Origin of the sequence: Herbaspirillum sp. NPDC101396 (genome assembly GCF_044767365.1) — a bacterium.
Taxonomy (GTDB): Bacteria; Pseudomonadota; Gammaproteobacteria; order Burkholderiales; family Burkholderiaceae_D; genus Herbaspirillum.
Genome location: NZ_JBIWNT010000002.1, coordinates 937659 through 960557, shown reverse-complemented (window position 1 = coordinate 960557; position 22899 = coordinate 937659). Strand labels below are relative to the sequence as shown.

The window sequence follows — 22899 nt, the reverse complement described above, 5'->3', positions numbered from 1 at the left end:
TGTTAAAGAAAGACAGGAGATCCGTATGCAACAACCCATCTCACGACAATTGACGCAGAGCCTGCGCGCCGTCATTACGGCTACCGTCGTGGCTACATTGCTGGCGGTGTCGCTGGCGGTGTGCGCCTCGGCCATCGCAGCCGAGCCGCCGGGTGGCGCCGGCTTGCAGGAAAGGTACCAGGCGCTGCAGCCGCAATTGACCAACAACCAATTTTCACGCCCGCTGTATATCAACTCGACCGAGAGCTCGTCCAGCATCAAGGGCGACATCTACGCCGTGGTCGATTATCCGTTTTCCCAGGTGCGCGCATCGCTGACCACACCGGCGCATTGGTGCGACGTCCTGATCCTGCATCTCAACACCAAATACTGCCGTCCCGGTCCCGGCCAGAATCCTGCGACGCTGAGCATGCGTGTCGGCAAGAAGCATGATCAGGCCATTGACGACGCCTATCGGATCGACTTCAACTACCGCGTGCCGTCCAATGGCGACGACTACTTCGACGTGCGCCTGGCCGCCGACAAGGGCCCACTCGACACGCGCGACTATCGTATCCAGTTGGAAGCGGTGCCGCTCGGAGACGGCCGCAGCTTCCTGCACCTGACTTATTCGTATTCGTTCGGGCTGGCCAGCCGCGTGGCGCTGCGCGCCTATCTCGCCACCGCCGGCAGCGACAAAGTCGGCTTCACACAGGACAAGTCAGACAAGAGCGGCTACGTCGGCGGCATGCGCGGCACGGTCGAGCGCAACACGATGCGTTACTACCTCGCCATCGACGCCTTCCTGAGCGGGCTGGCGACGCCTCAGTCGCAGCAACTTGAGCAACGGCTGCAAACCTGGTTCAGCGCCACCGAACGCTATCCGCGCCAACTGCATGAGGTCGACAAGAACGAGTATCTCGCCATGAAACGCAAGGAATATGCACGGCAGAACACGGAATAAGACGGCATTGCAGTGATGCGGTGAACGTAAAAAAGTCGGCCCTTCGAGGCCGGCTTTTTCATGGCGCGTTGGCGGATCCCGACCTTCAGTCGAAATACAGATCCGCAAAACTGCCGCGCAGACCTTCCGCCGTCGGTGCGTAATTCTTCACCTTCTTCGCCGCAATCGTGATGCTTGGATTGGCGCCGAATTCAATCGACGGAATATCGTCATGCACCACCTTCTGGAAATCCAGGAACAGCTGGCGACGCTTGGCTTCGTCGATTTCCACCGAGGCTGCTTCGAGCAGGCGATCGGCTTCCGGATTGACGTAGTGCGGCGCGTTCGAGAACGGCAAGCCGACCTTGTAGTTCTTGGACCAGAACACGCGCTGCACGCCCACGGTCGGATCGAACACGTTGGCCAGCGCTTCCAGCGTCAGGTCGAAAGCACGTTCGGTATAGGCCTTGGTGACATAGGTGCCGAAGTCATAGTTCTCGATGTTGGCGTCGATGCCGATGCGGCTCAGAGACTGGCGCACGAAGTCGGCTGCACGGCGCTCCTGGAACGGGTTGTACAACAGACGCAGGCGGAAACGGATGCCGTCGGCGCCGCGTTTCAAACCGGCTGCATCGAGCGCGGCTTCAGCTTCCTTCGGGCTGTACGGGAAGTACTTGATGTCTGGATTGTGGTACCTGGTGTTGAGCGTGCCGATCACCGATGCAGAGACCTTGCCGTAGCCGTACCAGACCACCTTGTTGAGCGCATTGACGTCGATCGCCTGCGAGATCGCTCGGCGCACTTCGATCTTTTGCAGCACCGGTGTGTCGAGGTTGAAATACAGCTGCTGCTGCAAACCGATGTAGGCCCAGTTGGTGGTGTCCACGGTGATCTTCGGCAGCTTGCTGAAACGCGCGACGTCGGACAGCGGGATCGCCTGGCCGCCCAGATCGGCGGCGCCCGACTCCAGCGCGGCGGCGCGCGCCAGCGCATCAGGGATAAAGCGCACGACTACCTTGTCGAGATAAGGCTTGGGCTTGTCCCAGTAGTTCGGATTGCGTTCCAGGACGATGTGGCTGCCCTTGACGAATTCCTTGAAGATGAACGGACCGGTGCCGACCGGCGCGCTGTTGTACTTGCTGTTGAGAATGTCGGTCTTGTCGTAGAGGTGTTTGGGCACAATCGGCGACTCGGCGCCGGCCAGTGCGGTCAGCAGTGTCGGCGACGGCTTCGACAGCACAATCACGGCGGTGAAGGGATCGGGCGTCTGCACCTCGGTGACGTTGGCGAAGGTGGCGCGACCGCGCGGATGCACGACTTTCAGCGTCAGGATCGAGAACGCCACGTCGGCCGAAGTGAAGTCCTTGCCGTCATGCCATTTGACGCCGTGGCGCAGGTTGAAGCGGTATTGCAGGCCGTCCTTGCTGATCGACCACGAGGTCGCCAGCAGCGGCTTGGGATTGAGGTTGAAATCGTAGGTCAGCAAACCTTCGACGATCTTCGGACCGAGTTCGGTATTGCCGCCGGCCGTGGTGGTCAGCGGCAGGATCGACGACGGCTCCGGCGTGACGATCCAGTTCAGCGTGCCGCCATGCTTAGGCTCAGCCGCACCGGCCTGGCCTGCGCCGGCCAGCGCTGCCAGAACGCCTGCCGCCAGTGCGGCAACGATTTTGCGTATCCCCTTGCGCGTCCTTGTTTTTGTTGCAGTTCCCCACGTATTCATGCCATCCCCGAGCGTTAGTGTTCACTAAAACACGCCATCTTAAAAACCGGGGAAGCCAGGGTCAACGAACAAAAAAGAGTTTGCTTACTCGTTTCGGTTCGTTGCTGCGGGAAGAATGGAAGAGGTAAGTGTTTCAGGTCTCGGCTTGCTCACCGCCCAGATACCAGCGCTGCTCGATTTCGCCGGCCGTCAGCGGTTGCGAATGCAGGTAGCCCTGCACCATGTCGCAACCGGCTGCGCGCAGGAAATCATGCTGCTCCTGCGACTCGACGCCTTCGGCGACCACCTTCAGGTGCAGCTTGTGAGCAATGGCGATGATGGCCTCGGTGATGGCGACGTCGTCGGCGTCGGCCGGGATGCCCTTCACGAAACTGCGGTCGATCTTGAGCGTATCGAGCGGATACTGCTTAAGGCTGGCCAGCGACGAATATCCGGTGCCGAAGTCATCCACCGAAATCGTCACGCCCAGTTCGCGCATGCGTTTGAGCAGCATCACCGCGTCCTCAGGATTCTGCATGATCGCGCCTTCGGTGATTTCCAATTCGAGCATCGCCGACGGCAGGCCGCTCTGGTCAAGCGCGTTGTCGATGGTGGCGAGCAGGTCGTCCGAAGAGAATTGGCGCGGCGACAGGTTCACTGCAATGCGACCGAACTGATAGCCGCGATCCAGCCAGGCCTTGCCCTGGCGGCAGGCTTCGCGCAATACCCAGGCGCCCAACGGCACGATCAGGCCGGTCTGCTCGGCCAGCGTGATGAACATGCCCGGCGCCACCAGTCCGCGGGTCGGATGACGCCAGCGGATCAGTGCCTCGGCGCCGCAGATGGCGCCGTCCTGCGCCGAAAACTGCGGCTGGTAATACAGTTCGAATTCCTTGCGTTCGATGGCGTGACGCAGGCTGTTCTCGAGCAGCATCTGCTCGAGCGCGCGATTGCTCATTTCCTTGTTGAACAGCTGGAACGCATTCTTGCCGCGATCCTTGGCGTGGTACATCGCGATGTCGGCATTCTTGAGCAACGTGATGGCGTCCTCGCCGTGCTCCGGATAGGCCGCGCTGCCGATGCTGGCGCTGATGAACATCTCGTGGCCGTTGATCGTGAACGGCTGCAAGATGCTGTTGATCAGGCGCTGCGCAATCGCGGCAATCATGGCCGACGGCGGCGAGCCGCCCAGCACCACGACGAATTCGTCGCCGCCGAAGCGCGCCAGCACGTCGTCCGGCCGCAGCTGCTCGCGCAATCGTTCCGCCGCGGCCACCAGCAACTGATCGCCGGCATGATGCCCAAGCGTGTCGTTGACGGTCTTGAAGCGATCGAGGTCGACGAAGAACAAGGCCAGCGTCTCGCCGGCCGCCTGCGCCGCTTCAATCTGCTGGGCAAAAATGCGCATCAGGCTGCTGCGGTTGAGCAAGCCGGTCAGGCTGTCGTGGTCGGCCAGGAAGGCCAGTTTGGTTTCAGCTTCCTTGCGAATTGTGTTGTCGGTGAACACGCCGACGTAATTGCTGATGCCGCCGTGGTTGTCGCGTATCGCCGAGATCGACAGCCAGGCCGGATACCAGCTGCCGTCCTTGCGCCGGTCCTTCATTTCGCCCTGCCAGTGCCCGTCGTGCGCCAGCCGCTCCAGCATGCCGCGGTTGATTTCAGCCTGGGCGCCGGGACCGGTCATCATGCGCGAACGCTTGTCCATCGCTTCTTCCGGACGATAGCCGGTGATCCGCGTGAAAGCAGGATTGACTGCCAGGATGCGGAACTCTGCATCGGTGATCAGGATGCCTTCGCTGGTCGATTCGAAGACGCGGTCGGCCATGCGCGACTGCCATTCGGACTGCACCTGCTTGTTGACGTCGAGCGCGGTTTCGACCAGCGCGATGCCGCCTTCATGCGGGCAGATGCTGCCGTGCACCTCCACCCAGTGACGGGTGCCGTCGCGGCGCAGGATGCGGTAGGCGTATTGAACGGTGGCGACGCCGCCTTGCAGGCGCGACTGCATGTTTTCCTGCAGCAGCGCCAGGTCTTCCGGTGCGGTCAGGCTCGCCACCGGCATGCCGACCAGCTCGGCGCCGTGCTGGTAGCCGAGCATGGCGGCCATCTTGTCGTTGGCGTGCAGCACGGTGCCGTCGTTGCGCAACATGTAGACGCCGACCAGGGACTGTTCGGAAAAATGTCGCAGGCTGCGTTCGAGCTCGGCCGAAGGCGCGCTCACCTGTTGCTGGTACAGGCTGGCGTAGGCATGCGTGCGCAGATGCGTTGCCTGCGCCACGTGCGCAAGGTGCGTCGTGCGCGTCGTCGGCGAACGGCGATAGCGCGCCTGAATGGCGACGAACGCATTCGATAGTCGTCTCTGCAAAGCTCTCAAGCTGATTCCCGTATCAGGCCATGCCCCGACCTGTCCCGGTCAGGTGGCGCAGCCTGTGTCTCCAATGATTGTTGTTCTGAGCCCCTTCCCGAGACGGAAGAGGGCCGACCGCTCGTCCCGGTCGATCGTCGCGATCATGGCGCGTTATCTGTTTACAGTGCGCTGGTCGCTGAGGTAGCAGCGGACGCCCGGCGCTTTTTTGCGCAAACGTAGATTAGCACGACGGCAACTCTTGACTGTTGATTTGCCGTGAAAATATCAGGCCCAGCTTACGTGCGGCTTGCGGCGTTGCCGCAGGACACTATTGAGCTTGAGCGGCCGGGGCGGCCTGAGGGGGAAGCGCTTGCTGCAACTCGTCCAGCGTCAACGCGATGTACGGCACCAGGCCGGGCTGCGCCATGCGCTTCTTGACGGCTTCCGCGATGCGCGCACGATGTTCGCTGTAGAGCGCCACGATATTGTTGCTGGTCAGCCCGCCGATGGAAATCAGCGCGGCGCGGGTCACGAAACCCGGCAGCATCGTGCCGTTGTTGCGGATGATGAAGGTCACGCGGTCGTCGCCGGTGTCCCTGGGGCTTTCAAGCAAAAACTGTTTCGACATGCCGGTTCAATGGACTTGTTTCTGAGGGTCGGAATCGTACCATGACAGACCTGCACGCAGCAGCCGGTAACCGTGCAAAAAAGTGCATTGGCCTGCGCACGGGAGACGAGCACCCGGCGGCGCAGCCGATCGATCTGCAGCAGCCAGGCTAATCCTGCGGCCGGCTGTCCAGGACCTGCTGCACCACATCCGGCAATTCATCCAGATAATCCTGCGACTTCGGCAGCACATGAGCGATTCCGCAGCGCAAGGCTTCGCCGAAATGAGCATCGTCCGAAAATCCGCTGCACATCACTGCGGGAATCCGCACGCCCTCTTCGCACAGCTCGTTGTAGAAGTCGAGTCCGCTCATGTTCTCGTCGAGCTGGTAATCGATCACCAGCAGGTCGAAGGCGCCGTCGCGCAACAGGCTGCGCGCCTGCGCGATGCTGCCGGCGCTGCCAACCTTGAAGCCGCGTTTTTCCAGACGACGGCGCGCCAGCATGCGCAGGCCCTCATCGTCTTCGATAATCAGAATGGCAGGTTCGGATGCAGTCATGCAGCACCGCGCCCGACCGGAGGCACCTTGATGATCTGCAGGAAGAAACCGAGGCGGCGCACTGCTTCGATGAAGGCTTCGTACTCCACCGGCTTGGTGATGTAGAGATTGCAGCCGTAGTCGTAGCAGCGCTCGATCTCGCGCGGATCGTCGGTAGTGGTCAGCATGATGATCGGGATGGCCGAGGTAATGTCATTTTCCTTGAGCTTTTTCAACACGTCGACGCCACTCACGCGCGGCATGTTGACGTCCAGCAGGACCACCAGCGACTCGAACTTTTCCCGTGCTGGCGAACCCTCGGCGTTGAAGAAATAATCCAGCGCTTCCTGGCCGTCCTTCAGGCGCAGGAAACCGTTGGACAAGCCTGCGCGACGCAGGTTTTTTTCCACCAGCAAGGCGTGGCCGTCATCGTCCTCGACCAGCAGGATGCCTACTTCGTCTTTGTCAGCCATGAGCTTTTTCTCCTTGAGCCAATTGGGTTGCGGGCTGCAGTGCTTGTTGGGGTTGCTGGGCCGGCTGCACCGGCAGTGACGTGTAGAAGGTGGTGCCCACGCCTTCGGTCGATTCGACCCAGATCTTGCCGCCGTGGCGTAGAACGATGCGCTTGATCAGGGCCAGGCCGACGCCCTCGCCCTGGGCGACGTCCGCATGCAGCCGGTGGAAAGCGGAAAACATCTTGCCCAGATAATCAGCCGGAATGCCGAGACCGTTGTCGCGCACGAAGTAGGTGCGAAACGCCGGCTGCCCCGGATCCGGCGGCAGCACACCGATCTCGACCGTGCCGGCGCGCTTGGGATCGAGGTAGTTGACGGCGTTGCCGATCAGGTTGCCGAAGATCTGTTCAATCGCGGTAGGGTCACCATAGCACGGCGGCAGCGGCTGCGACACCACCAGCGCCTGCCGTTCGCGGATGGTATTACTCATGGCGTCAATCACGCGCGCAACGACTTCGTTGACGTTGGTCTCCTGCGATTGGTACTCCACGCGCCCCACGCGCGACAGCCGCAACATGGCGTCGATGATCGCGGCCGAACGCGTCACCGCCGTGCGGATGAAGCGCAGCGATACTTCGACGTCATCTTCGATGATGTCGCGGATGCGCTGCTTGTCCTTGTCGTTGAGGTCGCTGGCGTCAATGGTCTCGTGCAGCTCGCCGACCGAATGATGCAACTCCTTGCTGAAGCCCTGCAGGTTGACCAGCGGCGAGCGCAGATCATGCGATACGCTGTAAATGAACATCTCGTTGTCCTGCGTCTGGCGCTGCAGGTCTTCGTTGACGGTGGTCAGCTCGCGCGCATGGTGCTCAAGCTCTTCACGGTAAACGCGCGCGGCTTCCTCGGCCTGGCGCAGGCGCGCGCTGCTCTCGTGCAGCACCTTGTCGAGTTCGGTGATTTCATCGTTGCCGCCGACGCGCTGGGCCAGCACGCCGCCTTCGGTCAGCTTGTGGGCATTGCCGGTCAGCACGGCCAGCCGACCGCCGACGTCACGGCTGAAAATCCGCGCCGCCAGCGCTGCCGCCAGCACCGCACCGAGCAAGGCGATCACCAATGCAATATTCTGCATGAGCCGTGCCTCGGACACCGCTTTCAGCCGCTGCTGATCCAGGTTTTCTTCTATCTTGATGAAGTCGACCAGTTGCCGCTGGATCACCTGGATCAGCCGCAAGGCATTGGGGTCCCGCAAGGCGGCCACCAGTTCATCGCGCTTGTTGTTCTTGAGCAGCTCGGTCTGGATGTCGGTCCACTGCCGGTATTCCTGCACCGAGGTGCCGATCTGCGCCACCCGCCGCAATTGCTCAACGTTGTCGCCCACCAGCCCGCGCAGTTCGCCGAGCTCCCTTTCGATGCTGTCCCACAGGTCGTTTTTCTCAAGCCCGGCCGGGTCGTTGAGGATAATGGCCGCGCGCAGGCGCGCCGATTGCAGCAGCACGGGCTCACGCACTTCCGCAGCCTGGATGATGACGTCCTTGGTATGCAAGGCCCAGACTTCGGCCTGCGTGGCGTTCTCCTGGCTCTTGTACAGGATCCCCAGCAAGCCAAGCTCGAATATGCCGGGAATAGCAACCAGCAGCAGGCCTTTTCTGAATAGCTTCATAAACGGCTTCTCTCTCCGGAAAAACACGTCAGCAACAATCGGTACATCCCCGCGACGCAGTGACCTGCGCCGTACTGTTTTGCTCTTTGCTTTTTTGCTATCGGCTCGTTCTTGTTGTTTGTTTCTTGCCCGACATGCATCGGACGACTTGTATTGACGTTACTAAAAGTTACGTTGGTGTCAACAAAGTTATTTATTGGCAATCGTCTCACAAACGATTTCAAATCGCCATGATTTTTTAGAGGCGCCACAGGGAATTCCCGCCGGTGCGGCTACAGCTGGCGCATGAATTTTTTTGATGCGTTGTTTAATTTTTAATTACATAAAAAAATGACAACATCAAGGCAGCTCAGCGAGGCCGCATGATTTTGTCATTTTTATAACGCTCATGCCACGACAAGGCTTCGGCGAGCAGATGCGGTGTATGTCCGCCGGCGCGACAGGCGCGCGCAAAGTAGTCGTGCAAGGCCGGACGATAATCGGGATGCGCGCAATGCTCGATGATCAGCGGCGCCCGTTCGCGCGGCGCCAGGCCGCGCAGGTCGGCCAGGCCGAATTCCGTGACCAGCACGTCGACGTCGTGCTCGGTGTGATCGACGTGCGACACCATCGGCACCACGCTGGAAATGGTCCCGCCTTTGGCCGCAGCCTTGCTCACGAAAATCGACAACTGGCCGTTGCGCGCGAAGTCGCCCGAGCCGCCGATGCCGTTCATCATGTGGGTGCCGCCGACGTGCGTCGAGTTGACGTTGCCGTAGAGATCGAATTCAAGTGCGGTGTTGAGCGCAATGATGCCGAGCCGGCGCACCAGCTCGGGATGATTGCTGATCTCTTGCGGACGCAGCACGATGCGCGAGCGGTAATGGTCGAGATTGCGCATGAACTTCTCGTTCATTGCCGATGACAGCGTGATCGACGACGCCGAGGCGAAACGCAGCTGGCCCGAATCGAGCAGTTCGATCGCGCTGTCCTGCAGCACCTCGGAATACATCGTGAGGTTGCGGAACGACGATTGCGTCAGCCCGTGCAGCACGGCGTTGGCGATGGTGCCGATGCCGGCCTGCAGCGGCGCCAGTTCTTCGCCCATGCGCCCGGCCGCGACTTCTTCTTCGAGGAAGCGGATCACGTGGGCGGCGATGGCGTTGGTCTCAGCATCGGGCGGCAACACGCTGGACGGACTGTCAGGCGTATCGGTGATGACGATGGCGGCGATGCGAGCCGGGTCGAACGGAATGGCGTCGCGGCCGATGCGCTGCTCGGGACTGGTCAGCGGAATCGGTCGACGTCCGGGCCGTACCTGCGGCAAATAAATGTCGTGCAAGCCGGCCAGCGCCATCGGCACGCTGGTGTTGAGCTCGATGACGATCGACCTGGCTTGCTCGACGAAACTGGCGGAATTGCCGACCGACATGGTCGGGATGATGCCTTTGTCGGTGATCGCCGCCGCTTCGATCACGGCGATGTCTATCGGCGCCGGGATGCCGCTGCGCAACTGCTCGGCGGTTTCCGACAGGTGCTGGTCGATGAACATGACCTCGCCGGCGTTGATCTTGCGCCGTAGCGTCGCATCCACCTGAAACGGCATGCGCCGCGCCAGCAAGCCTGCCTCGGCCATCAGCCCATCGCTGTCGTTGCCCAGCGAGGCGCCGGTGATCAAAGTGAAGCGCAACGCTTCGCCGCGGGCGCGCTCGGCCAGCGCGCGCGGGATTGCTTTGGCGTCGCCGGCACGCGTGAAGCCGCTCATGCCGATGGTCATGCCGGTACGGAACAGGCTCGCAGCTTCGGTGGCGGACATGACTTTGCCGGCCAGCGCCGGCGGAATACGTTCGGAATGCATCTGGTTCTCCTGCTCGATTCTGGAAAGACAGAACGGATTTCTGCTCTCATTTTTTCGACCAGTATAGAATCGGCGATTCATGCACTGTATGATTTAAACTCCGCTCAACCAGTCGTTTTTCGCATACCTGATCCGGCCATCTCATGGACATTCGCGCCCTGCGTTACTTTTCAGAAACCGTCCGGCTCAACAGCTTCAGCCGTGCCGCCGACGCCCTGCACGTGACGCAGTCGACGGTCAGCAAGATGGTGCGCCAGCTGGAAGACGAAATCGGCGCGCCGCTGCTGATCCGCGCCGGGCGCAGCCTGCAGCTGACCGACACCGGGCGCGTCGTGTACGAACAGGCGCAGCAGATCCTGGCGGGCGTGCAGCGCCTCAACACCGAAGTGCACAACACCCGCAACCTGCGCCAGGGCCATCTGGAAATCGGCATCCCGCCGATGGTGAACATCCTCTGCACGCCGGTGCTGAAAGCCTTCCGCGAGCGCCATCCCGACATCGCCATCACGCTGCTGGAAGACACCGGTCCGCAGATCGAGCAGCGCGTCGCCGCCGGCACGCTGGAAATCGGCATGACGGTGCTGCCCATCGCGCCCGAGCTGGAGCTGGAAATGACGCCGGTGGCGGCCTATCCGATCTGGGCCGTGGCGCAGGCCGGACGCTTCCAGAAAAACCGCAGCACGCTGCCCTGCAAGGCCCTCAAGGACATGCCGCTGGTGCTGCTGAACAACGAGTTCGGCCTCACCCGCACCTTGCGCAACATGTTTCGCGACACCGGCATCGCGCCCGAAGTGGCGGCCCAGAGCGGCCAATGGGATTGGCTGGTGGCCATGGCGCTGGCCGGCATGGGCGTGGCGCTGCTGCCGGAACCCTTTGTCCACCGGTTGGCCACCGACCAGTTGCAATCGGTGCGACTGGCCGAACCCGAGGTGCAATGGCAAGTGGCCTACGTCACGCGCGGCGGCTATCTGTCGCATGCGGCGCGCGCCTGGCTGGCGCTGAGCGAGGAATTGTTCGCCGGCGGTCCGCCTGTTGCGGGCAAGAAAGCCGTCAAAGGTGCATGAAAATTCCGACTGCATTTGCCGAAATTAAGTCATACCGGCAATAGCGGCGTTTTCTATACTGGGGCCTTCCCTTATCCAGTGCCGCCCAGCCAACCGCCAGCATGCCGCCGCTCTCCTTCTTCGCCACGTCGCTCACGTCGCCCTGGTCCTTGCGGATCCGCCGCTGGTCGGTCAACTTCCCGATGCGCCACGCCAGCCTGTCGGAGGGACTGCGCGCGGCGGTGGCGGCCGGCACCATGCTGCTGGTCGGCGAGTGGCTGCACAATCCGTTGTTCTCCTGGGCCGCCATCGGCGCCTTCCTGACCTGCCTGGCCGACAGCGCCGGCACCAATCGCGCACGCTTAGCATCGATGGGCGGTTTCGCGCTGGCGTCGACGCTGGGCGGGATGTTCGCCGCCACCCTGAGCGGCATGGGCATGCCGGCGGGCTTGCTGGCCATCATGGTCTGCGCGGGCATCGCCGGCTTCGCGCGCATCTACGGCGCCGCCACCGGCCTGGTGCTGATGCTGGCGGCCGGGGTGTCGGCGATTCTGGCCGATTTCCCGGTGGCGCTGCTGCCGCTGCAACAGAGCCATGTGCTGATTTATTTTTCCGGCTGCGTCTGGGCCACGCTGCTGGGCCTGAGCGTGTGGCGCATCCATCCGTTTGCGCCGGCGCGACAGTCGGTCGCCCGCGTCTACGGTGCACTGGCCGAACTTGCCGACATTGGCGGCAGCGACGGCGCTTCCGGCGTGCGCGAAGAAGCCGCGGCCCAGACCCGTCGCCATGTGCGCGCCGACATCGCCGCTGCCCGTGCCGCGCTGGCGGCGCTGCCGTCCGATCGCAGCGACACGGGAAAGTTGTACGAAGTCCTCCTGATCAAACTGGCGCGCGCCGATGCCTTGCTCGACTGCATCACGGCGCTGTGCGACCTGCGCCTGTCGGTCTATCGGCACCAGGATGCACAGTCGCGCCGGCGCATCGCCCGCATCCTGAATGCCATGGCGCTGTTGCTGCGAAGCGTGCAAAGCGGCATCGCAGCAACGCCGGACAAACGCAACCAGGCCCATAGCAACACCGGCGACGCGCGCGCCATGTTGCGCCTGCGCCAGCTGACCGGCCGCGCGCCGTCGCAGGTGGCGCAGCTGCTGCAATTGCGCGACCTGCACGATGCGGAAGGCCTGGCCGTGCTGGCGGACTGGAAACGCGCGGCACGTCCTGCCGTGCCGGCGCGATCATTGCGCCGTGGTGCGCCGGCGGCGCTGCGCACGGCTGCTGCGCACCTGCGCAGCGGTTCGGTGGAAGTGCGGCATGGTCTGCGCTGCGCCGTTGCGGCGGGCATCACTTACCTGATCGTGCATCTGCTGCATCTGCCGTTCGGCTATTGGGCGACCATGGCGACCATGCTGGTGATGCAGCCCTCGATCGCCGACAGCTGGTCGCGCAGCATGGAACGCGCCATCGGCAGCATCGTCGGCGGCGTGCTGGCGGTGGCGCTGTGCCTGTTCATCCATTCTCCGCTGGCGCTGGCCTTGCTGGTGTTCCCGATGGCAGCGCTGTCGATGGGCTTGCGGCCGGTCAGCTACGGCTTGTATTCGCTGTTCCTGACGCCGGTGTTCGTGCTGGTGGCCGACGTCGCCGCGGATCCGCAACTGCAGCTGAGCAATGCGCTGCTGCGCGCCGGCAACAACGTCATCGGCGCAGTGGTGGCGATCGTCGCCACTTACCTGCTATGGCCGCAGCGCCGCCAGGCCAATTTGCATCGCAGCCTGTCGCACATGATCGTGGTCAACCTCGCCTACCTGCGCGGCGCCTTGCAAGCGCAGCCGGACGCGGCGCAGATGCATGCACGCCGGCGTGAAGCCTGCGTGGTCAATATCGAAAGCGGCCTGCTGCTGCAACGCTTGCTGCGCGAAGGCGACCTGGAGTCGCGCCGGATCCATAACGCGCGCACCGGCGTCGCGCTGGCGCGCCGGCTGGCAGGTGCGGCCACGCATATCTGGCTGGATGAAAGAAAACCGGCAAGTGCGGCGGACATGCAAGCGCGCGCCGAACTCGACAACTGGCTGCAAGCCATGGAAGATTTGTTTGAACGCCGCGTCACCGCGGCGGCATCCTGCGCGGCGTTGCTGCAGCAACGCCCCGTCGTGCACGACCTGGCGCGTGCGGATGCGGTGGAAACGGTGTGCCTGCTGGCAGCGGCGATGTACCCGGAGCTGTCGCCGGCCGACAACAAATAGCCGGCACGGCCTCTGGAAAGACGGCTTGTTATTGGCCCGACTCTTCGCGCAACTGCGCCATCACGTCGCGCGTCGGCGGCAATGCCTGCGCGGAAATGCGCACCATCGAACTCCATTCAACCCAGTCGCGGCCGACGCGGTCGCACAGCGCAACCACGTGGTCGACCTCGCCGTTGAGCGGCGGGCCGGCGTCGAGCAAGGCCTGCAGCGCCGGCACGCGCGCGTCTTCGGACGCCACGCAATAATCGGCGATGGCGCCGGCGACGTGCAGCATCTGCGCCAGGCGCAACTGGCGCGACTCATCGTCGAGCCCGGACTGCGACGGCGCTTCGTGATGCAGCACCGCTTCGCAGAACAGGCGCGGAATGCTCCAGTCCTGCATCATGGCGGCGGCCAGGTCGAGATGGGTATAACCGAAGGCGGCTTTTTCAGCGTCGCGCAATTTCTCGTCGCTGCTGTCATCATCCGCGATGTTCGCAACACTCGCCAGCACGCCGGCATAGTCGGCGGGACGAGCCGCCGCGAGGCCAAGGCTGCCGATATTGGCCAGCAGGCCGCTGGCGAACATTTCGGTCGGCGGCGCTTCGCCGTAGTACTCGGCCAGCGCCTGCGCCGCGCAGGCCATGGCGACCGTGCGCGCCCAGAACGTGTCGTAGTCGAATCCGGCGCAGCCGCTGTCGCGGCGCTCGGTCGTCAGCGAAATCGCCAACGCCAGCTGGCGCACCGCATCCAGGCCGATCATCAGCAGCACGTCCTTGCTGATGGCGACGATAGGACGGCCCTTGTTGATCGAGGCGCCGTTGCCGATCTTGATGATGCGCCCGCCCAGCACCGGATCGGCCTGGATTTGCGTGACCAGCTCGACCAGGGAAACGTCTTCCTGGCGACACATGCGCATGATGTTGAGGCGAACGCCGCTGGGCGACGGCAAGGCGTCGTCCTGTTTCAGCGCTTCGAAGTCGGTGGGGTCGATGAAATTGGGCATGGAGTAGAAGTATTCAGGATGGCAAGCAACTGTCTTTTACTTTTTATATTCCAGCGTCGAATCCTGATGTTATCAGCTGGCAGCCCTTGTCCGCCAGTATCTTCACTCCCTCAGGCCTGCACCGGCGCGGACCCATGGTTGCGGTGCAGCGAAGCGCACCACAGTACGCCGCTCACCAGGCAGACGATCGCCAGCACTTCCAGGCGGGTCGGCCAGCGTTGTTCCCACAGGAAACCATACAGCAGCGCAAACAAGGTTTCGAAGATGATCATCTGCCCGGTCAGCGTCAGCGGCAGCAGCCGGCTGGCGCGATTCCAGAAGGCGTTGCCGACCACCGAGGCGAAGATCGCCACGGCGGTGGCCACCGCCCAGAAGCGCAGCCAGTCGCGGCCGTCGTGCCCGTCCATGCCGTGCGAGAACGCCGGCAACACCAGCAGCAAGGCCAGCGCGCCGGTGACGATGCCCGTCAGCAATGACCAGTCGTGCGAGGAAATATCGGGCCGGCGCGCCAGCCAGCGGCTGTTGCGTACCGAGTAGACCGACCACGACGCCAGCGCACCGAACGCACACAGCAGACCCGCCGCGCGTGTGGCCAGGTCCGTCGCGGCGTGCTCCGCCGACAGCGCCTGCACGCCGACCAGGCCGACGCCGAACAGGCACAGCGCCAGCGGCGCCATCAGCGACGACAGCTTGAGCGCCCCCTCATCGCGCGCCCCGACCAGCGTCACCACCACAGGCAGCAGGCCGATGATCAGCGAGGTCGACGCCCCGCCCGCCCATTGCACGGCGCTGGCGAGGAAAAGGTAATACAGGATGTTGCCGAGCAGACTCAGGTAGACCAGCGCCAGCCATTCGGCGCGCCCCAACCGTCCCGCCAGGGCGCGCCAGCGTGGCGCCAGCAGCAAGACCGCGACGATGCCGTAGGCCAGGTAGCGCGCCGCCGACAATTGCAGCGCGCTGAAGCTGCCGAGCACCTGCGGCGCCAGAAACACCAGCCCCCAGAACGCCCCCGCCGCGACGCCGTTGCCGACGCCGACCAGGATATTGCTTTTCATATTCCGCCTTGTTCGATTCACTTCCGGCAGGATAGGCAAAGCGGCGGCGCGCGTCTTGACCGCGACTCTTCAAAAATGGGCTGAGGCTATTGCAGGAGGAAATATCACAGAAGAAAATTACTGCCGATGTTCGCGGCGATGTTCACGCCGATACGCGGCCGGCGTCATGCCGGTGGTGCGGCGCATTGCGCGCGTCAGGGCGCTCTGGTCGGAATAGCCGGCGCGCAGCGCCAGTTCGGCCAGCGGCGTATCCGATCCGGCCAGTGCATCCTGCACGAAGCGCAGGCGCACGTCCGAGAGCCACTCCTGCGGCGTGCGGCCGAGTTCGCTCTTGAACAAGGCATGCAGGCGGCTCACGCTGAGGTGGGCCACCCGCGCCATGCGCGCCGCAGTCCACGCTTGTCCGGGAGCGGCGTCGATGCGCAGCAGCAAGCCATGCAAACGCGACTGCCGTTGCGGCATCGCGGTCAGCGCCTCCAGCAGCAACGGCGTGCAGTGACGCACCACCGACTCCGGCAACACCAGTCCGCCGCCGCTGGCGCGGCTCAGGTCGATGAACTCGACCAGCCGCCGCACCGCCGCAGGCACCGGCAGAAAGGTCTGGCGCCGCAGCCGTTCGGCGGCATCGGCGCCGATGTCGGCGAGCTTGCAGTCAAGGATCAGGAAACGGTTGGGACCTTGCGCCGATTGCGCATGATTGATGTCGGGCGCGACGAAGGCCGCCCGTGTGACGTCGAGGGTATTGCCGCGGCCGTCGACTTCGATATCCATCTCGCCCTGCATCGGCAGCACGATCTGCACGTGGTCGTGGTGATGCAACGGGCCATCGGCGCCATAGGTGCGAAAACTCAGCTGTTGCGGGGTATCCATGGCGTCATTTTACGCCTGCGGCGGCGTTTTCCGGGCTGCAGGAAGGCAGAGAACGCCGGACATGACCGCTGGGTGTGACAATTTGACGCAAGCGCAACCGCGCAAAATTTTTTATACTTCGGGTTCCGCATTCCGTCACCATCATGTCCAAGCACTCCAAAGACCACAGCCGTTCCGGCTTCAGCCTGTCGAACATGCAAGTCATGGCAATCCTGCTCGTGGCCGGCACGCTCCTGGTCGGCGTGACTTTCGTCTTCGCCAAGGACATCGGCCGGATTCCGGTGTCGCTGTGGGATATCTGCACGACGCCGGCTGCGACTCAGGAAGCACCTGCAACCTCCCCGCCTCCCACTGGCGTTTCACGCAACTGACCGGTCTCCCGCAGGACGTTCAGGCCCCCATGCCAACCCGCGAGTCGGGCGCCAGCGTGAAATAGAAGGTAGTGCCGGTTCCGACCGTCGACTCGGCCCAGATCTTTCCGCCATGCTTGGTGATGATGCGCTCCACGATGGCCAGGCCGATGCCCGTTCCCTCGAATTCCTGGCTGCTGTGAAGACGCTGGAAGACGCCGAACAATTTGTGTGCATACGCCATGTCAAAGCCGACACCGTTGTCTTTCACGAAGTAAACGGGCGGCGTACTTTCCTTGTAGCCGATGGTCACGATGGAAACCTCCCTTGTACGAGAATACTTGATCGCGTTTTCAATGAGATTCCACCATACCTGGCGAAGAATCCTGCCTTCCGCCAGGGCTGCAGGCAGAGGAACGATATCGAACCGGATGCGACGCTGCGGATGCGCCGATTTGAAGTCCTCGACGATGTCGTTCACCAAGGCATCGGAATTCACGATCTCCGTTTCCAGGGGCTGCTGGCCCATCTTCGAGAACGCCAGCAAGTCCTCCACCAGCGACGTCATCTTGCCGCTGCTTTTCCTGATGATGGAGACGTAGCGCCGCCCTTCCTCATCAAGCACGCCGGCGTATTCCTCTTCCAGTATCTGCGCGAACTCGCCGACGACCCGCAACGGACTTCGCAAGTCGTGCGAGACCGAATAACCGAATGCCTCGAGGTCGCGATTCAGGAGCTCCAGCTCGGCCGTTTTGCGCCGCTGCTGCTCATGCATGCTGACCAGCTTCGCATACAGATTCGTGTTCTCAAGCAGCAGCATGCCCAGGACGAAGCTCGCGGCAAGCAGGCCGTAAACGCGACCGGCATAGAATCCGAGATCGAATCTTTTGGCATTGAATATGGTGGACAGACCGACGTCGAATATCCACGCGCAGACCACCACCAGAAGCCATAAATCCAGGACCGAAAAAGACCGTCTCCGCCAGAGCAGCATGAGCGCCGCCAGGGATGCGCCGCCGATCCCCAGCACCGTGGCGGTGAATGCGGGCGTGTACTTGCCTTCGGATAAAAGCACGGGCAAATAATCGTGGCCTGCCGTTCCCAGATACGCCAAGGCGCATACCAGCAGGAACACGCTGCCGAGGCTCAGGGCAATGAAGCGCCGTCCCGGAAGTACGGCCTCCCGGTTCTTGAGCAAGGCATAGGCAATGACAAACAGCGGAAAGCCGCCGTGCCAGAACATGTAGAACCATACCGTGGTCTGCGGCCCGCCGCTGAGCAGACCTGACGGCGAAAACAAGCCCGGGAACGACAGCGCATGGATTGCCGTCATCAGCGCCGTGAACGCATAAGCCAGCGCCAGCACCAGGATCGCGCGGGAGCGCAGAATGAGGAATTGACCAAACAACAGCAATGACGTAATGGCGTCGTTGATGCACAGCGCCGAAGCATAGATGGGAATGAAGGCATCCACTTTCGCCAGGGGCATCTTGGCAAACGGAATGCAGACCACGAAGAAGACGGCGGACAGGGCAATGAGGACAATGGCCAGCCTGCGTTCGCCGGCGCTTGCCGGCATCGTCGGCAGGAATAAGGAAATATTCTCTGATTGTGTTTGCGTCATATGCTTTTCGAATCAGGTCGATTGAAAGCCCAACACCTTGCATCTCGGAACGATTCTACTCTGATGGGGTGACGAATTCACGCAAACGAAGCTCGCCCCGGTTGATGGCCGCACACGGCCGGGGGAAGGCGCTGAAAAGATGCATTTTTGAAAACATCCGACTGTGCGGACACGGTGTCGACGAAGATCTTTCGGTGGAAGACGATAGCGCGATCGCCCGATCATTTTCCAGTCAGGATTTTCCTGCCGTTGCAGTATCGCCGCACCACGTGACGTCCCATCTTTTCAACGCTGATTTTGTTCTTGCACGAGTTGAGCCAAAGCCTTCACTTTGGGTTGCACGGAGTCCTTGCGCGAAATGAGCATCGTGTTGACCGAGTGTATTTTTCCTTTGGGGTAGTGCTCCGAGAGTCTCGATCGTTCGGTATAAGTCTCAAGAACCGCCGCAGGTATGAGGGCAACGCCCATGCCGGCAATACAGCAACCAAGAATCGCATGATAAGAACCCAGTTCCAGAATCTTCAGAGGGGCGACATCGTCGCTGGCGCACCATGCTTCCAGACGTTGCCGATGAGGGCAGTCAGGTTCAAAAGCCAATAACGTGCTTGTTCGCATGTCTTTGGCGGAGCGAATCTTTGGATGACCAGGGGGACCGATAATCACCAAAGGTTCGGTATAGGCCAAGATGCTATTGAGCCGGGTGTCCGATACAGGTTCCGCAACGAGCGCCGCGTCAAGCTCTCCGCTCAGCACGCGCGCAGTGAGCGGTCGGGGAGCGCCGGTTCTCAGTTCCACAGAAAGCCGAGGATATCTTTCATTCAGTTTTCCGAGCAGGGACGGCAATCGTATCGCGGCCGTGCTTTCCATCGCTCCCAGCGCCAGTACACCGGACGGGGTTGTATCGTGCATCGCCGCCTTGGTTTCTTCCGCCAGCGCCACCAAACGCACAGCATAGCCAAACAACAACTTTCCATGACCGGACAACTGAAGCCGATTTTTTTCTCGAATAAAGAGAGAAATATCGAGATCTGCTTCCAGTTTCTGAATACAGGTAGTGACGTTGGATGGCACGCGATGCAGCACAGACGCCGCATTTGTGATCCCTCCTTCGTTGACGACAGCCAGGAAAACACGCAGATCGGAGAGTTTCATATTCTTATTTTGGAAATAAAAATTTCATTTTAATTCAATATTAAAGAATATCTATAGCCGCTACTATTCGCCAATCAGCCTTCATCCAGAAGGCGGAAATCATTGGAGACGACATGTTGCTAACGGTATTTCGATCAAGACTGCGTGCAGAAAATCAAGAAGAATATCAAGCCTGGGCCTCACGCATGAGCCTGTTGGTGGCGCAAATCCCTGACTATGTTTCACATAAGGGATTTGTCGCAGCAGATGGAGAACGCGTAACGATTGTGGAGTTTTCCAGCGAAGAAGGCATGCAAGCATGGGCGACGCATCCGCAACATCTGGAGGCCAAGAAGAAAGGACGAGAGTCTTTTTTCTCGGAATACCGTGTTCAGATTTGCAATGTCTTCCGGGATAGCGCGGATCGGAAGCGCTGAAGACTGTCGGCCGGAAGCACTGCACAGATCAGAGAAAATCCGGCTATGCATGCGATATGCGCTTGGGACAATTGTGTTTGCGCTTCTGGCCGATTGCGGACTACATTTTACTTTCACGCCATCGGCGAAACATCCAGGCACTCAAGCACAGCAATCCTGGCAAGGTAATAGCAGATAAAACCTTTAGCAACAGCTTCCGAGATAGCGGGTCTTGCGGAGTACCTTCCATCAAGGACGACATAAATTGGTCTATCCCAAACCAAACTACTACGACCACGGGCATTATTAGAATCCACAACTTGCGGTTACCTCGGCCAACAATCGCAAAAGAAATTGCACCCAAGAATAGACCGATCAATATCGGAACTATCAAAAAGATAGGGTGAAAATACATGTGATAAATCCTTCTGAGATGTTGAAGAATCGTAGTCTGCTTCTGGCCGGTTGCGGACGTCAGTTAGATTTGCGAATTATGAGTAGAGCAATCGCACTAACAAGGGATACATTCGCGAGCACAGGTAAGTAGCAAGAGAGAAGAAATCCTAATGGTGCATCGTCATAAAAAACGGTAACTGGATTGATAGTTAACGGTTGGCCGGGCAATGCGCCATTTGGGAGGAATAGAAAATTCCAAATTGTTGAAAAAAGGAACGCGCAGAAAAACAGAACAGCAATACTCTTCAAACTATTTGACCACGACAGCCAAGCTGCTCCTAGCCACAACACTGGAATAATCCAACCCGCAATTCGCCATAAAGAATAAGCAAAATGTTCCATCTTCAGAAACCCCTTCTTTTTGTTTGTTGTTAGTCCGTTATTGGCCGGTTGCAGACCTTTACTACTAATATGCTTCGCCGCGCGCGATGGAGTCGCGGAGGGCTTGTTCTGCGACTCCGCTCTGTAGAGCCGACAGTAGTTGACTCAGAATGAGCTCCTCTTTTATAGATACCGACTGTCGAAGTAGCTGGTGAACGTTATAGATGCCGTAGTAGGCGAACTCCACCTGCTCGGGAAGCTCCAAATCGCCATCTTGGAGTGCAGCGATGGGTTCTCTATAGCGGTTGGCCACAGATGCGTCGAAGGTAATTGATTCGATTTCTTTGATTGCATCAAGAGGCAAATCTACCTCAACAATTTGGGTGCTGCCAGTAACCGACTCTCGATACTGAAGATGACTATCTTTTGGGAAGTGCATTTTCCAAGAATCGAGGGCACGCTTGGCCAAAAAGAGAAAAGCTACGCGTCTTTTTTCTGTGCTCAGTAAGAAGAACTGCCTTGCTAGTTGCTTCATGAATCTCCCTGATATTAATGGATGATTCTTAATTGTCTGGAGGGCTGCTCCTGGCCGGTTGCGGACTTTAACGTTTATTCGTAGATTTTTCCGAGATATAGAAACACAGCTAGATCTTTCCATGACGGTCCCGTATCACCGCCCCAATCCCTTTGCGCTTCAGTACCTGCGATCGCCGAATCTAGAAAGCTGGCGATAGAACTATTCTGCCATCCGTTTGCACCACCCCACCTGTAACGTTCGACGTCAGCGCGTTCGATGTCTTCGGCCTCCCGCCTGTCTTCACATAGCCAATTTATAAATTGCATGAAACTATCTCGGTCATGGACTGTGTCTGGATCAAAGAAATCTCGTTTCATTAACGGAGTGTCTCTCTAAGGTGTTATGAATTTGAAGGGCCGCTTCTGGCCGGTTGCAAACATCCAATTAATGACGCGTGGAAGCGCTAATTTTTAAGATAGGACTATATCGCCGGCATCGAATAGAACAATCCGACCTTTTTTTCGAACGTTACCGGTGGAAAAGAAATTCTATTTCCAGACAAGATAATGTCTGGAATTTGCAGAACAAAAATATCCGGCAGCGGCGTGGAAAATTTTTCATAAATTGTGAATAAGCTATGGCTCAGTAGATTTTGCTTGCCCTGGTCACGGTAAGAAAATCCTTGGATTTGATCGGTGATGGGATGCAATTTCGCAGCGCCTCGCCCATCGATCACATATTGCTCACCGATTCTGTTCAATTTAACTTCAACGATGGGGACGCCTCGCAAATCTGACATCAGGATAATGTCATTGGAAATTTGCACGTACTCTCCTTGTGGAAGAAAGAAAGTCAACTGGACCCAAGTTGTCGGAGGAAATCCCAACATGAGCCTTAGGTGGATGGCATTTTTTAGTGGGAAGTCAACGTATTGTGGTGGGCCTCGACCTGAGAACACAGAAATATTGGGCTGTGGCACCGGAGAATAATAGTGAAGATCCCGATAGATCGAGCAACCTGTACAAAGCAATGCAAACGAAGCAACTATCCTCAATCGCTTTGATGACATCATGGTTTTGTCCTTTTTACGGAATGAATCCTTCGATCTCATCATCACTAGCAGTTTGGCGAATTGACTCTTCTCTTGTAATGAGCGACCTCTCCTGCTGCCGATCTCAGCCATTCAACGGACAATTATATTTCGACATGAAGACGTCCTCTTTTTACGCCTAAAGCACCGCGACCGACATCGTGGGTATGTATTGCCCATTGCGGTTGGCCGTTAGCAGTCATGAATGAGGTGACTCGCAAGCCGTTCGAAAGCAAGATGCAAATTTCTGGAAGTGCGCCAAATAACTGCACGTCGAGAACTGATTCCCCGATGATTTTTTCAAATATCTTTGGCCAGCCACGCTCAGAGCTCCAGCTTCCTCCCAGAATAGATTTAGGTCCTTCAATACGCCAACTCCATTCAATCATCACGGAGATATCCCCTGTGGGCTCACCTGGCTCACCATTGAGTTTTCTCGATTTTCTGAGGTTACCCAATTCAATAAAGATTGCCGACCCACCGCCTCTCCACACATGAGATATTTTCTCTCCGATCAATGCTTCAAAGAACGGTGTTGCAAGTGATGAATTTGATTTCATATTCTCGAAATTCTTTGGCGAAAGGATACTTGCAACCGATGTCTGTTTCTGGCCGATTGCAGATATCCACTAGGTTTCACTCTTCGCAGGAAAGACCGTATTGCTGTTTAAATGCTGCCGCTTGAGCCGGCGGCTCTTTCGACAGCAATGCACATGCGGTGAAGTTTCCTACC

General features: G+C 59.7%; 20 protein-coding genes. 5 read left to right on the top strand and 15 right to left on the bottom strand.

The features are described 5' to 3' along the window. Positions 1-25 precede the first annotated feature (25 nt). Positions 26-943, top strand: coding sequence for a hypothetical protein (locus ACIROY_RS09430; protein WP_402274833.1), 918 nt, complete (start codon positions 26-28; stop codon positions 941-943). Positions 944-1028: 85 nt separating this feature from the next. On the opposite strand, the gene ACIROY_RS09425 is transcribed toward ACIROY_RS09430, so the two are convergent. The 7 genes from ACIROY_RS09425 to ACIROY_RS09395 all read right to left on the bottom strand — a co-directional run bounded on the left by ACIROY_RS09425 (position 1029) and on the right by ACIROY_RS09395 (position 10068). Continuing rightward, a complete protein-coding gene (locus tag ACIROY_RS09425; RefSeq protein WP_402274831.1) occupies positions 1029-2645 on the bottom strand; it encodes an ABC transporter substrate-binding protein in 1617 nt (538 codons plus the stop codon). 133 nt (positions 2646-2778) lie between these two features. Further along, entirely contained in the window at positions 2779-4998 is a 2220-nt protein-coding gene (locus tag ACIROY_RS09420; protein WP_402341350.1) for a putative bifunctional diguanylate cyclase/phosphodiesterase, read from the bottom strand. A gap of 301 nt (positions 4999-5299) precedes the next feature. Beyond that, a complete protein-coding gene (locus ACIROY_RS09415) occupies positions 5300-5599 on the bottom strand; it encodes a hypothetical protein (protein WP_402274827.1) in 300 nt (99 codons plus the stop codon). A 148-nt stretch (positions 5600-5747) separates the two neighbouring features. Continuing rightward, positions 5748-6137 (bottom strand): response regulator, encoded by a 390-nt coding sequence (locus ACIROY_RS09410; RefSeq protein WP_402274825.1) that lies wholly within the window; start codon positions 6135-6137, stop codon positions 5748-5750. Beyond that, entirely contained in the window at positions 6134-6589 is a 456-nt protein-coding gene (locus ACIROY_RS09405) for a response regulator (protein WP_116436710.1), read from the bottom strand. The genes ACIROY_RS09410 and ACIROY_RS09405 overlap by 4 nt, the downstream gene beginning before the upstream one ends. Continuing rightward, positions 6582-8231: an ATP-binding protein gene (locus ACIROY_RS09400; protein WP_402341348.1), complete on the bottom strand. Its 1650-nt coding sequence runs from the start codon at positions 8229-8231 to the stop codon at positions 6582-6584. The genes ACIROY_RS09405 and ACIROY_RS09400 overlap by 8 nt, the downstream gene beginning before the upstream one ends. 349 nt (positions 8232-8580) lie before the next feature. After that, entirely contained in the window at positions 8581-10068 is a 1488-nt protein-coding gene (locus ACIROY_RS09395) for an acetyl-CoA hydrolase/transferase family protein (protein ID WP_402341346.1), read from the bottom strand. A 143-nt stretch (positions 10069-10211) separates the two neighbouring features. Between ACIROY_RS09395 and ACIROY_RS09390 the strand changes: the two genes are divergently transcribed. Further along, positions 10212-11132, top strand: coding sequence for a LysR family transcriptional regulator (locus tag ACIROY_RS09390; protein WP_402341344.1), 921 nt, complete (start codon positions 10212-10214; stop codon positions 11130-11132). A gap of 101 nt (positions 11133-11233) precedes the next feature. Continuing rightward, a complete protein-coding gene (locus ACIROY_RS09385; protein WP_402341343.1) occupies positions 11234-13351 on the top strand; it encodes an FUSC family protein in 2118 nt (705 codons plus the stop codon). A gap of 28 nt (positions 13352-13379) precedes the next feature. Here ACIROY_RS09385 and ACIROY_RS09380 read toward each other — a convergent pair whose 3' ends face one another. The 3 genes from ACIROY_RS09380 to ACIROY_RS09370 form a co-directional block, all read right to left on the bottom strand. Further along, on the bottom strand, positions 13380-14336 hold the full coding sequence (locus ACIROY_RS09380) for an HDOD domain-containing protein (protein WP_402274811.1): 957 nt from the start codon (positions 14334-14336) through the stop codon (positions 13380-13382). Between the two features lie 110 nt (positions 14337-14446). Further along, the gene (locus ACIROY_RS09375) at positions 14447-15391 is read right to left on the bottom strand and encodes a DMT family transporter (RefSeq protein ID WP_402341341.1); all 945 of its coding nucleotides are present in this window, start codon (positions 15389-15391) and stop codon (positions 14447-14449) included. A 117-nt stretch (positions 15392-15508) separates the two neighbouring features. After that, complete coding sequence (locus ACIROY_RS09370) at positions 15509-16261, bottom strand: AraC family transcriptional regulator (protein ID WP_402341340.1); 753 nt, start codon at positions 16259-16261, stop codon at positions 15509-15511. 143 nt (positions 16262-16404) lie between these two features. Between ACIROY_RS09370 and ACIROY_RS09365 the strand changes: the two genes are divergently transcribed. Beyond that, positions 16405-16632 carry a hypothetical protein gene (locus tag ACIROY_RS09365; RefSeq protein WP_402341338.1) on the top strand — a complete coding sequence of 76 codons (228 nt, stop codon included), beginning with the start codon at positions 16405-16407 and terminating at the stop codon, positions 16630-16632. A gap of 19 nt (positions 16633-16651) precedes the next feature. On the opposite strand, the gene ACIROY_RS09360 is transcribed toward ACIROY_RS09365, so the two are convergent. Both ACIROY_RS09360 and ACIROY_RS09355 read right to left on the bottom strand, forming a co-directional pair. Next, positions 16652-18235: an MASE4 domain-containing protein gene (locus ACIROY_RS09360; protein ID WP_402341336.1), complete on the bottom strand. Its 1584-nt coding sequence runs from the start codon at positions 18233-18235 to the stop codon at positions 16652-16654. A gap of 285 nt (positions 18236-18520) precedes the next feature. Continuing rightward, positions 18521-19387: a LysR substrate-binding domain-containing protein gene (locus ACIROY_RS09355; RefSeq protein WP_402274800.1), complete on the bottom strand. Its 867-nt coding sequence runs from the start codon at positions 19385-19387 to the stop codon at positions 18521-18523. A 113-nt stretch (positions 19388-19500) separates the two neighbouring features. Here ACIROY_RS09355 and ACIROY_RS09350 point away from each other — a divergent pair, with 113 nt between their 5' ends. Next, complete coding sequence (locus ACIROY_RS09350) at positions 19501-19803, top strand: antibiotic biosynthesis monooxygenase family protein (RefSeq protein WP_402274798.1); 303 nt, start codon at positions 19501-19503, stop codon at positions 19801-19803. Positions 19804-20644: 841 nt separating this feature from the next. On the opposite strand, the gene ACIROY_RS09345 is transcribed toward ACIROY_RS09350, so the two are convergent. The 3 genes from ACIROY_RS09345 to ACIROY_RS09335 all read right to left on the bottom strand — a co-directional run bounded on the left by ACIROY_RS09345 (position 20645) and on the right by ACIROY_RS09335 (position 22726). Then, positions 20645-21094: a hypothetical protein gene (locus tag ACIROY_RS09345; RefSeq protein ID WP_402341334.1), complete on the bottom strand. Its 450-nt coding sequence runs from the start codon at positions 21092-21094 to the stop codon at positions 20645-20647. A 463-nt stretch (positions 21095-21557) separates the two neighbouring features. Continuing rightward, positions 21558-21902 (bottom strand): hypothetical protein, encoded by a 345-nt coding sequence (locus ACIROY_RS09340; protein ID WP_402341332.1) that lies wholly within the window; start codon positions 21900-21902, stop codon positions 21558-21560. 368 nt (positions 21903-22270) lie between these two features. After that, the gene (locus tag ACIROY_RS09335) at positions 22271-22726 is read right to left on the bottom strand and encodes a hypothetical protein (RefSeq protein ID WP_402341331.1); all 456 of its coding nucleotides are present in this window, start codon (positions 22724-22726) and stop codon (positions 22271-22273) included. Between the last annotated feature and the right edge of the window lie 173 nt (positions 22727-22899).